The organism is Endozoicomonas sp. ALC013, assembly GCF_049310205.1.
Lineage (GTDB): Bacteria > Pseudomonadota > Gammaproteobacteria > Pseudomonadales > Endozoicomonadaceae > Endozoicomonas.
Map to the genome: position 1 here is coordinate 16,797 of NZ_JBLYNS010000058.1, position 12,552 is coordinate 29,348.

4 protein-coding genes are annotated in these 12,552 nt (G+C 45.1%); all 4 read right to left on the reverse strand.

The window, feature by feature from the left end; genetic code table 11:
- Positions 1-338 precede the first annotated feature (338 nt).
- Positions 339-1,892: a hypothetical protein gene (locus tag ACO6V1_RS12360; protein ID WP_422467043.1), complete on the reverse strand. Its 1,554-nt coding sequence runs from the start codon at positions 1,890-1,892 to the stop codon at positions 339-341.
- Between the two features lie 100 nt (positions 1,893-1,992).
- Positions 1,993-6,765: a hypothetical protein gene (locus ACO6V1_RS12365; protein ID WP_422467045.1), complete on the reverse strand. Its 4,773-nt coding sequence runs from the start codon at positions 6,763-6,765 to the stop codon at positions 1,993-1,995.
- A gap of 117 nt (positions 6,766-6,882) precedes the next feature.
- Positions 6,883-7,527 carry a TetR/AcrR family transcriptional regulator gene (locus tag ACO6V1_RS12370; RefSeq protein WP_101748170.1) on the reverse strand — a complete coding sequence of 215 codons (645 nt, stop codon included), beginning with the start codon at positions 7,525-7,527 and terminating at the stop codon, positions 6,883-6,885.
- Between the two features lie 256 nt (positions 7,528-7,783).
- Positions 7,784-12,133, reverse strand: a complete 4,350-nt coding sequence (locus ACO6V1_RS12375) for a hypothetical protein (RefSeq protein ID WP_422467047.1) — start codon at positions 12,131-12,133, stop codon at positions 7,784-7,786.
- Positions 12,134-12,552 lie beyond the last annotated feature (419 nt).

Sequence of the window (12,552 nt, forward strand, 5' to 3'; positions counted from 1 at the left end):
ATACCTCCTGCAATTTGAACAAGAAACCTTGAGTTCAACATGTGCAAAGTCAAAATAGTCAGCGGCATTGGATTCCTGAATATCGCTTACCTTCTTTTTCTGACAACTTATCAATGGCTTTCAGGTGGCATTGAGGGTTATCGGCGCAATAAAAGAGAGTGAAAAAACGCATCTTGTTCTGATCAAGTGGAACCATAAGGCAAGCCAATTGCTCCGGTAATTGAGCAAGGCCACATATTTCGCAGGAACCAAACTGCAAGAACTGGAAAGTGTTTGACATAACCTGGCCTGAGACAGAAGGTTGAAAGATTCTGATTGAGTTACCGGCGATCAAATATTCAATGAGTTGAGTCTATCCGATGTAGCTCAGGATGCATCATCTTTAACAGTGATGTGATAAATTCCACCTTCTTGATCTCGAAGTCACTTACATGCGGAACCGTCGATAGCCAGCAGGAAACTCTGCATTCAAAATCACTGCGGCAAATATGCCTGCTCAATTTCCTCTGCAGAATCGCAGCAAGTGTACGAAGGCGCTGTTGTTGCGCTTGCAGCTGGCCGTCAGGCTCTTCTTCAGCGAATATGGAGATAAACTGCCTGGCTTTATCCAGGGTAAGCAGCGCGCGAACAAGCAAGCCATAAATACGCTCTTTGCCGTTTTTTGGGAAGCCAAAAAGAATGGTGCGAGGTAACTCAAACGCTGCCCCTTGATTCAGTTCAACTGTCAGCGGGTTAAGGTTCCCTATAAGGTGTTCCAGTGTATCGTTCAGTAACCGGGTTTCTTCAGCAAACGACAAACACCATAACGGCCTCTCAACGCCAGGAACACGAATGGCCAATGGTGCTGAATGTCCATTGATGACTCTGCCGTCAACACTGACCATAAGCCCCGGACCCGGGATGTCTGAGCTGGTGTCTTTAAGATGAATAGTGTAAGCATTTGGTAGTTGAATCGCCCGGCATCCGGGTATTGGGAAGATGAAGAAGTCGTCGTTGGCACCTAAATCCCGGTCAATGTCAAGTGCTTCCTTAAGCGCTTGCATCTTTTTAAAGAGTTTCATGGCCGAATCTTCAGTCGAGCAGATAATGTCAATACCTTTGAATGATGCACGATGGTTCTGTAAAAAACGCGCGTATGAACCGGTAACCAGAATGGGGGGCGTGTTATAAGACTCATTGATTTCCTGGATCATCTCCAGTGCTCTGCGAGTTAGCACATTTAACTGCGGAACCTGATTGTCTGATAAGGGAAGCGCTCTTCTAACGGCAGCAGAAGCCTGATGCTGAAAGGTAGAGGCTGCGTATCCTTCAGGATCATGACCCGGGTCGACCTGACGATCAGTATAACCATTCAGATAACGTTTGGTGTTGAAGAGCGTTATCTCCTCGCTGCCAGCCGGACTCTCCATGAAGTCCTTATACACTTCATCCGGTGTAACCTGCTGGCCATTCAACGGCAGCCCCCTCAGGCAACATTCCGCTTTGAAGCGTGCGATGGCTAATTTGTACTCATTGTTTTGATCTGGCTGTCGGTTGAACTCCTGAACGACCTGGTCCGGGGTTACTTGTCGATTGTTATGGGGAATGTTTCGCAGGCAGAGTTTTTGCAGGAAGACGCCACTTCTAAGGGACGTTGTATCATTTCCATAGGCGTTAAGTACCACAGCCGGGGTAATTTGACGTCCTTGTAATGGTTTGTTTTGCCAAAAGGCAATCTCCATACTGATGCGTTCATATGCAGTGGTGGCTGTTCGTCCGCAAGACTCAAGGGTAGATATTTCCATACCGTTAAAGGTGCTTGCAGATCGGCCAGATATCTCGCCTGAACCGGCTCGTTGGTCAACATAGCCAGCGGACTCTGGGGGGGAGAAGGTTGAGGTAGTTGGCTTCATAATATAACCCTGCACACCTGAACGAAAAACATTCCCTTTGACTGAAAAATGATCATTAAGTTCCATTTGGCCAACTACTTAACAATACCGATTTGAGTTATTAAGCGTGCATCATCGCCAGCAGTGCCTGGATAAACTCTTTCTTATCGGTCGGACAATCATTAACAGACTGAGTTGTCGATAGCCAGTTGTTAATTCTGTGCTCAAAATCATTACGGCAAACATGGCTGGTCAATTTCATGTGCAGATTCTCAGTCAGTGCATAAAGCCGTAGTTGTTCTTTTTGCAGCTGATGACTGCGGCAGTCCGGTTTCCCGGGATTGCCTGCACAGTTCAGGGTGATGAATTGCCTGGCTTTATTCAGAGTAAGCAGGCAGCGTAACAGCAAGCCATAAATACGCTCATTGCTGTTTTGAGGGGCATTAAAAAGAATGGTTCGTGGTATTTTAAATACCTCCCCTTTTTGTAGCCTTACGGTGAGCGGATCAAGGCTCTCAGCGAGGTATTCCAGCGTATCGTTCAGTAATCGGGTTTCTTCAGTAAACGACAAACATTGTACAGGTCTCTGAACACCGTGGACGTGAACGGCCAATTGTGGGGCATTTTCATGGACGACTCTGGCATCAACACTGACCTGAAGCCCCATGGCTTTTATCCCGAAATCACCGTCTTTAAGATGAATATTGAAGCCATTTGGCAGTCTGATCTCCTGACACCCCGGGACTTCCCAGATGACAATACTTTTGGGAATGTCTGAACCCTTGTCTGTGATCAGTGCCCGCAGCTTTTCACAGAGTATTCTGGCCGACTTTTCTGTCGCGCAGATAATGTCAATGTCATTAAATACTGAACACATATTCTGCAAACAACGTGCGAAAGAACCGGTAATCAGAATGGGGAAGTCGGTACAGGAAATATTGATTTCCTGAATAATATCCAGTGCTTTAAGTGTGAGTGCGGTTAACTGCGGAACCTGCTTGTCCAAAAAAACCGGTCCATTTGGCCATAGCTGCCGGGTGTGCGCTACACCGGCGTTTGTTGCCTGAGTGGCTACGTATCCTTGTGCGCTGTTACTCCCCGGAGTAAAAATATTTTCCTTTTGAAGCAGTAGATTACCCATTACATCGGCTTCGGATTTGCATTGCTCAAACCAGCAGCCTAAAGCATGTTGCAGTTTGCTGACTTCAGTAAAACTCTGAAGGCACTCCAGAACCTGATCCTTTTCGATTTGATGTCCATTAACCCCATGGCTGGTGAGATAGCAGTAGGCCAGGAAGAAGAAATGCAGCCGTGCTTTCTGAAATGAGTGTCTCAGGGTGTTGATGGATTGCAATACCTGCTCTGCCGACACGCTCTGTTGATCAATAGACAGTTCATGCTGCATAGCCATGAATTTCAATATACATTGCAGTCGGTGTTGCTCATCCCCTTTGACTGATGCGTTGTTCAGGATTTGCCAGGCCTCTTGCAGCAAATCCTGAGCGTCGTTGTTTTCATCCCACCACTGAGAGTGTTTCAGCCTTTCAATCAGGTATCTGGTTTGCCTTGCCGATTGATCCCCGGGGACTTGATTAAACGCTTCCAATACGTCCTTGTTACCCAGATAACGGCCATTCAGTTTTTTCGCATTCAATGCCAGCTGAGCATAAAAAATAGCGATTTCCAGCAATCTGCCAATGCGTTCAAAATCGTTGACTACCGCGTCCGCCGTCACCAGCTGGCCATTCAACAGCAAACCCCTCAGACAACATTCCGCTTTGAAGCGCGCCACCCCCAACTGGCCTTCAGGACTATCCGGGAAGCTCTTAACCACCGCATCCGGTGTGACTGGCTGGCCTTTCAACGCCAGGCCCCTCAGGCAACATTTTTCCTTAAAGTGCGCTATCCCCAGTTTGCCTTCCGGACTGTCCGGAAAATCCTCAACCACCCTGTCCGTTGTAACCTGCTGGCCATTCAACAGCAGGCCTTTCAGGCAACACAGTTCCTTGAAGTGCGCTATCGCCAGTTTGCCTTCCGGACTGTTCGGGAAATGCCTGACCACCTCATCTGATGTGAGCTGCGGGCCTCGCAGAGTAATGCCTCTCAGGTAACATTTCTCCTTAAATCGTGCGATCCCCAGTGTACCTTCCATACTCTCCGGGAACGCCTTTACCACCGTATCCGGTTGGATTGGCTGGCCATTCAATAGCAAGCCCCTCAGACAGCATTTTTCCTTAAAGTGCGCCAGTTGCAGCGTTGCTCTGACTGCCTTATAGCCCTTAACCACTGTATCCGGTGTCACTGGCTGGCCATTCAACGCCAGGCCCCTGAGACAACATTTTTCCTTAAAGCACGCTATCCCCAGTCTGCCTGCGGTACTATCCGGGAAACCCTTCACCACAGCATCCGGTGTGACCGGCTGGCCATTCAACAGCAGGCCCATCAGGCAACACTGCTCCTGAAAGCGCGCTACCCCCAGTTTGCCTTCCGGACTATCCGGGAAACCCCTGACCACCGCATCCGGAGTGGCCTGCTGGTCCTTCAGTGACATGCCCCTGAGGCAACATTCTTCCTTAAAGCGACCCAGCTCCAGTGTTGCCCTGGCTGCCTGAAGATCCTCAATCACCGCATCCGGTGAGACCGGCTGGCCATTCAACGCCATGCCCTTCAGACAACATTCCGCTTTGAAGCGCGCTTTCCCCAGTTTGCCCTCCGGACTATCGGGATACGCCTCAACCACCGTATCCGCTGTGACCTGCTGACCCTTCAATGCCAGGCCCTTCAGGCAACACAGTTCCTTGAAGTGTGCCAGCTCCAGTGTTGCCCTGGCGGCCTGAAAATCCTTAACCACTGCATCCGGTGTGACCGGCTGGCCATTCAATGCCAGGTTCCTGAGACAACATAGTTCCTTAAAGCGTGCCAGCTCCAGAGTGGCTCTGGCTGCCTGAAAATCCCTGGCCACCTCATCGGGTGTGACCTGCCGACCGGCTAATGCCAGGCCCATCACGCAACATTGTTCCTTGAAACGTGCCAGCCCCAGTGGTGCCCTGGCGGCCTGAAAATCCTTAACCACCGCATCCTGTTTCACTGGCTGGCCATTCAACATCAAGCCTGTCAGGCAACATTGTTCCTTAAAGCGTGCTATTCCCAGTTTGCCATCGAGAGTAGTCGGGAAGGCCTTAACCACCGCCTCTGGCGTGACCGGCCGCCCATTTAACAACAAGCCTGTCAGGCAGCATTGTTCCTTAAAGCGAGCCAGCTCCAGTGTTGCCCTGGCGGCCAGATAATCCTTAACCACGGTGTCTGGTATGACTGGCTGGCCATTCAATGGCAGACCCTTCAGGCAACATCGTTCTTTAAAGAGCGCCAGCTCCGTTGTTGCTCTGGCTGCCTGATAGTCATTCACCACTTCATCCGATGTTACCCACTGGCCATTTAACCTCAGGCCCTTCAGGCAGCATTGTTCCTTAAACCGGGTCAGCTCCAGTTGTGCATTGGCAACCTGATAACCCTTAACCACCGCATCCGGTGTGACCGGCTGGCCATTCAGCATTATGCCTTTCAGGAAACATTGCTCCCTGAAACGGGACAGCTCCAGTGTGGCGCTGGCCATCTGATAATGCTTAACCACCACCTCCGGTGTGACGTGCTGGCCATGTATCGGCAGGCCTGTCTGCCAACAGAGTTCGGTAAAGCACGCCAACTCAAGTGTTGCGTTAGCTGCCTGATAATCCTTAAGTACCGCCTCCGGTGTGATCAGACGACCATTCAATGTTATGCCTTTCAGGCAGCAATGTTCCTTAAAGCGCGCCAGCCCCAGGGTTGCTCCGGCGGCCTGAAAATCCTTAACCACCGTTTCCGGTGCAACCAGCTGACCATTCAATGTCATGCCTTTCAGGCAGCATTGTTCCTTAAAGTGCGCCAGATCAAGGAGGACGCCGACTGCCTGAAAATCCTTAACCACCGCCTCCGGCGTAACCGGCTGGCCATGCAACGGCAGGCAATTCAGGCAACATTCCGCTTTGAAGCGTGCTATTGACAGTTTGCTTTCCGGGGTACCCCTGAACCCCTTAATCACATCATCCGGTGTAACCGGCTGGCCATTCAACATTATGCCCTTCACGCAACACAGTTCCTTAAAGTATGCCAACTCCTGTGTTGCGTTGATTGCCTGATAATCCCTGGCCAGCGCCTCCGGTGTGACGTGATGGCCATTCAACAACAGGCCCTTCAGGCAACACATTTCCTTAAAGCGCACCAGTTCCAGTGTTGCATTGGTCACCTGATAATCGTGAACCACCGCCTCCGGTGTGACCCGCTGGCCATTTACTGTCAGGTCTTTCAGGCAACATTGTTCTTTAAAACGCGCCAGCTCCAGGGGGGCTTTGAGTGCCTGAAAATTCTTGACCACCGCATCCGTTGAGACCTTATGACCATTTAGTGTCAGGCCCTTCAGGCAGCATTCCGCCTTGAAGCGTGCTATTGGTAATTTGTGCTTATTATATTGGCCTGGTTGCCGGTTGAATTCCTGAATGACCTGCTCCGGGGTAACTTTTCTATTGCCCTGTAAAATGTTCTGTAAGCAGAGCTTTTGCAGGAAGAAGCCACGTCTCAGAGAAGTCCTGTCATTTCCATAGGCTCTGAGCACTTGAGCCGGGGTGATTTTTCGTCCTTGTAATGGTTTATTATTCCAGAAGTCGTCTTCAAGTTGCTTGCCATGATCCGTGGTGGAGGCTTTATCTCTATGGGACTGCAGTTTTGATACTCTCTGACCATTAAATGTACTTGTGGAGCGGTTTGGAATTCCACTTGATCCGGCTTGGTGACTAACCCGGCCAGCAGGCCTTCGATGGGGGTGGCTTGATGGGGATGCTTTCAGAATAAAACCCTGCAACTATAAATACCGCAGTTTGACCTCAAAATGATTATTAGGTTCCTCTTCTGGCTTTCAATGATATCAACCTTTCATCGCTGGAATGAGGAGAGAAAAGGTCGATGTTGCCAGTTAGGTTTAACGCTGGTTTGGAGTAATACCCAGACCTTTCAGGACTATCCGGGTTAATGTCTCTGTTGCCTGGTCATAGTCAGACTGCTCAAGCGTATCTTTTCCAATGGCCCGGGCTATCTGGTAAGAGAAGTCTGCATAATGCTGTGTGGATGACCAGAGCAGAAAGATAAGATGCACAGGATCGACCGCATCCATTTTTCCCTGGTCAGACCATGCCTTGAACACCTGTGCCCGTCCCCGAAACCACATCTGATAGTCCTCGCCAAAATACTCTGTCAGGTGCGGACCGCCATTGATGATTTCCTGGGCAAAGAGTCTGGAGGCCAGGGGATTCTTCCGGGAGAACATGATTTTGGTATGGATGTAGGCGGCCAGCGCCTCTTCCGGGTCATCCTCAGGACTGAGGCTGTTAAAGCTCTGATCCCATAGCTTGAGGATATGCGACAGAACGGCAGCATAGAGCGAGAGCTTATTGCTGAAGTAGTAGTGAACGTTGGCTTTGGGCAGGTTTGCCCGTTCCGCGATGCGCTGCATGGTAGTGCCTTTGAAGCCATGGGTCACAAACTCCTGTTCGGCAGCGGCCAGAATGCTTTTTTTATTATTTTCCCGGATTTTCCCGGGACGGTATTTTTTCGCAACTGCGTCCATATGCTCATTCAATCCTGTTCGTGGTGGTAACCTCAGGTGATTGAGAGAAGTATTATTCCTGATACCGGCATGGCCCTCAAGGAGTTAGACGTCCTGTCGGACTTAAGACTGTCCTACGCGGCAACTGCTCCGAGCTCCTGCATCCATGCAGTCGTGCGGTTGCGAAATTGGTCTAAAATCCCTGCTTCTTCATTAAATAGCCCCGCTATTCTCCTCAGAATCTGAAATTTTTAGGCTCAATTTCTCGCAATCCTCGCTACAGATGCTTAAGTCTGACAAGCTCCCGGGAATTATTATTGAAAGGAAAACTATCTCTGGACTTTGGCGATGCGGGTTGGTCAGGGACTGGTGCGTTAAATATAGGCTCTACAGAGGACATATCGTCTAAATCAGTGATAATGCCAAGCAGGGAGGGAATAGATTCAAAGTTCCATGGTGTGTCAGCATCTGAAGTGCGAAGGGATGTGGTTTCTAGCCTGGGGAATGGTAATCCGGAGGTATTTAAAGCTGACCTTCTGTATTGTAATTCGTTGGTATTTGGGGCTGACCCGGTGCTCTCCTGCACAGGAGTGCTCATCGATATAGTTGAGAGTTGTCCTCCGGGTACGGGCCACTGTGAACCTGAATTGAAAGTCCCCGGACCACACATTGATAGTTGTTGAGGTGTGACTGTTGCCACTGCTCGTGCTGACTCTGTACCTGCTGAGGTCAATGGTGGCTGAACGATGTCAGGCTCAGATGTCGGGTTTTCGTCTTGCAATAATTGTTGGCATAGGACAGAAAATGCAATACCGGTTTCATTACTAATGCCAGTAGGGCTATTCACCTTAGCTGGGTTGGTGCTGGTCCCGACAGGAACAACGGCCTCAGGATTTAACGGTGCCAGTTGAGAAGGCCCGGGTTGGATTTTTGCTGTCTGTGCATTTGCAGCCAACATCTCATGTAATAGATCAATGGTAATATCTTTCTGCCTGAGGAGTGTTTCCATTCCCGTTTGGTAGTCCAGTAGTTGATCAGGCGTCATCTGGAGAATATTGAGCTGCTGATTAACAGTATGATTGATTGCAGGAACATTTGTTTTCAGGTTATTCATTTCTTTCTTTAATTCATCGACTTCACGACATTTCGCGTCTGCCAGAGCTTTTGTGCAAATGAGTTCTCTCTGTACTTGTTCTAAACGTTGGTCTTCATCCAGCAGTAATGCCTGTTGCTGGATAAAAAGGATGTCCTGGTCTTTCAATTGGCTGTTTTTATCTTGAGTTCTTTCCAATTCATTTTGTGTATGGCTAGACTCTTGACGTATTATTTTAATGAGTTCTGTTTGCTTGGTCAGTGCATCTTGGGCAAGACTCAGGTCTTGCCCAACAGTTTCTTTTTCCAATATTGACTGTTTAAGATCTGATCTGATCTCAGTCAACGAGGTATTAAGTTTTTTATTTTCTGTACTTAAACAATCTTCATGTCTTTTCAGGGAAGTGACTTCTGTTTGCAGTTGTAAAATACTTGCTTTACTCTCTTTCAGGCTATCTATCAGATTATTTTTCTCTATTAGCTGTTCACGTTCATTTGATTCTTTATTGGTAAGCTCAGATTTAATATTTTCTAATTCAGACAAAAGAGAACTTTGTTTGTCTTTTAATGTTTTTAAATCACTCTCATATGCTTTAATACGTCTTTCATATTCCTTTTTCAGGCTACTTACTTCCGATTGTGACTGTAAAGCACTTACCTCAGTCAATTTCAATTTATCTTCTAGATTCTTTTTTTTTATTAGTTGTTCACGTTCCTCTGTTTCTTTTCTGGCTAGTTCGTATTTAATATTTTCTAATTCGGATAACAGAGAGTCTTGCTTGTCTTTCATTTTTTTCAAATCACTCTCATACACTTTGATGCTTTCCTTAGAACTTAATAGCTCTTTTTTAAGGTGATTGATTTCGGATTCAAACTTGATTTTTTCATCCTGGTTGCTGGATTCTCTGAGTAATTGGCAAAGAAGTTCTCTCTCTTTTTCTAAGGTTTTAACATTGCTTTCCAGATCATTAACTTTGCCTACTAATTGTTCTGAGTTTGTTCTGTGTTCTGTAATCTGGTCTTTTATAGATGTTAGCCCTTTATCTTTCTCTTTAATATCTCTTTCTTTTTCTTTAATATCTTTTTCTTTTTCTTTGATCTTTTTTGAGAGTTCTGTGATTTTATTCCTTAAACTTCTGTACAAAATGTCATTATTGCTTTTTAATTTTGAATTTGCTTCATTGAGATCCTGTTTCAGGTTTTTTAATTCATCCTGGTTTGTTTTTTTCTGCTTTTTAAGGTTGTTGATTTCTTCTTCCAGATGAGTTATTTTTTTGGTGTAAGTTTGTTTTAGTTCTTCTATTTTTTTTGTTCTTGTTTTTATTTCATTTTGATGGTGGATTTTTAACTCCTTTATCTTTGCACTGCTTTCAAGTAATGTATCATTGTAAGCTATACTTTCTTCTCTTGCTGATTGTATCTCCTTTTCCAGTTTTTTAATCTGTTTTTCCCTGTCAGAAAGAGTATCTCTAAATGATTTTGCTTCTTTAATTGACTTTTGACTTGTGATTTTTTCTTTCATTAATTTTTGTTGCAGACTGGCAGCCTCTTCCTGTGTTTCTCTTGTTATCAAGCACATGGATTCTACCATTTTTTTCATTGATCTTAATGGGGTGGGCGGCTCTTTATCTTCTGATTTATTTTTTTTTGTTTCTTTTTTTTGCGGGTATATTTTACTTATGTTTTTCTTGCATTGTTCTTCAATGCTTTTATGTTCTTCTTCAAGTTTACCTAGTTTGTCTTTTAGAAATCCTATGGTATCTGTCAGTGATTTTACTTCACCCTCTAACGATATTGCTGACTCTTTTGATAGTTTTAGCTCTTCTGTCAGGTGTTGATTTTCTTTAGTTAATGTGAGTTTTTCTTTAATTTCCTCTTCTTTTTTTAACAGTAGCTGACTGGCTTCTTTCAGTTTTTCTTCTGTTGATTGTATTTGTTTTTGATATTCAGAAATTTCTTTCTTGTGATTTTTTAGTTGATCAGTTAGTTTTTTGTTTTCATCAGTTATCTCTGTGTTATCTGAAGATAGTAACTCTATTTTTTCTTCCAGATATGATTTTTCGTTTTTAAGATTTGATATATTTTTTTCAGAGTCAGTAAGTCTTGATTCAAGTTCAAGATTTATATTTTTTACTATGGATAATTCATTTTCTGAAGAAAAGCAATTTTTTAAAGCATCGTAATTTATATCTTCTCCAATTTCAGGATTTTCACTGCTGGGTATAGAGCTAACACCTGGTTTAAATGAAAGTAGAAAAGGAAAAATACTATGGTGCTTATGCTCTTTTTTCCATAATTCATCATTTCTAAATTCTTCTTTACTGGTGTTTCTGGGGTCTACCACGATAAAGTAGTAGTGCTTTAAATTCATTACCGCCGCTAGCAGGAACTCATATTTCTCAATATCCTTTGTCATCAGATCGTATTTTTCAGCATGAATAAATGGATAGATCAATGTAGCAAACGTTTGTTCAGAGTTAAGCTTATTAGCTGATGAACTTATGTTAAATTCAGTCGTTGCGATTGTCCTTCTTATAGGCGCTCCAGTTTCAGGATGAAGATCATCTACTTCATCCATACCGGGCATTTCTGGCATTATCTGAATAAAGTCTTTTAATGCCTGGTGGAAAATATCATGAACCTCGGGTGTACAGTTTTCCTGTTGGGATGGTCTATAACCGTTATAGGATGTTGCAATCAGTTTAGTGATTGCTCGCCATTGAGATTCACCAAAAAGCTGCAGCCCCTTGCTGTCAATGTCTTCAGGTTTGAGAAATTGGTCACAGTGTCTAATACTGATTTTTTTCTTGTCTGATTCGGTTGGCTTTGGGTCTTTCAAGGATGAAGTCAGTTTCTCTCTGAGCAATGCTGCTGATCCTTTCCATCCTTTCCGGCTTATGTATTGTGTTAAAAATATGTCCAGACATTCCCATGCAGTTATTGGTTTTTTACCGGTTTTGTATTCAGTTTCATAAGAGAAGTAATTTTCACCTTCCTTGATGCCTCGTAAAACCATATTCTTTGCCTGATCCCAAAAATAATTAACCGTTGTGATTTTGCAATAACGATCACCCCAGACAATTTTGACTAACTTCTTGTCATTTTCTCTGGTTATATCTTTGCAGGGCATCCATGCTGCCAGGATATTTTCTTCAATTATGGGGGTATCATCACCATGGTATTGGTTACAGAATGCATCCAGAATACTTTTAAAAGCACCCCAGAAATCCCCAAAAATTTTCTTTCCCTTGCCTTGTTTGGGGTCTTCGGTCAGATCTGTAAAAATCTGGTCATGGAGATTGTTTGCCTGTATTGTTATGGGCGGAGTAATTTTACGTGTTTTCAATACCTTTGCACGGGGGGAGAGTTGATCTGAGTCCTGAGAGGTGTTGTGACGTTTTCTTGGGTTGGTCGAATTATTGCACTCTAGTGCATAACCCATTGTGGATTTTTTTTTCCCCTGTCGACCCCCAGGCTTTTTTTTCTGAGAGGCTTGTGGAGTGAAAAAATCCTGCTTTGCTGCGGATATATCCATAAGTCCCTGCTTTTCTCTGAATGGCTGCATACATCGCTGATGTATAAATAAGCAATGTAGTGAATTGAACTTAACTTGCTTAGAACTTTCCTATATTAAATGGGTGCTGCTTTTGGTGTGAGTGATGATGGCATTTATAAAAGAGCAGACCGAACGACATTAACTTGCGCCAGATCTTAGAACTCCAAAATGTCAGAAAGTTCCCTGTGTCTGGTTTCCCCTGAAGGGCGCTGGGCGCTCACGACCACCACTCTTAAGGACAGCCGCATGAGGTTAACAAATCAGGAGCAAACCAGAAAGGTCAGGTTGTTTTTCTCGGAGTTGATCTGAGCAAAAATTGGCTCCCAACCTTGGCACAATCAAATAAGACGTACTTTATTACTCGACTCTCAAGTTTTTAATGCACGAGTGTTTGATAC

What these genes read in the sequence shown, in the direction of transcription:
- ACO6V1_RS12360 (WP_422467043.1), bottom strand. Translation starts at nt 1,892, where the DNA reads ATGAAGCCAACTACCTCAACCTTCTCCCCCCCAGAGTCCGCTGGCTAT.
- ACO6V1_RS12370 (WP_101748170.1), bottom strand. Translation starts at nt 7,527, where the DNA reads ATGGACGCAGTTGCGAAAAAATACCGTCCCGGGAAAATCCGGGAAAAT.
- ACO6V1_RS12375 (WP_422467047.1), bottom strand. Translation starts at nt 12,133, where the DNA reads ATGGATATATCCGCAGCAAAGCAGGATTTTTTCACTCCACAAGCCTCT.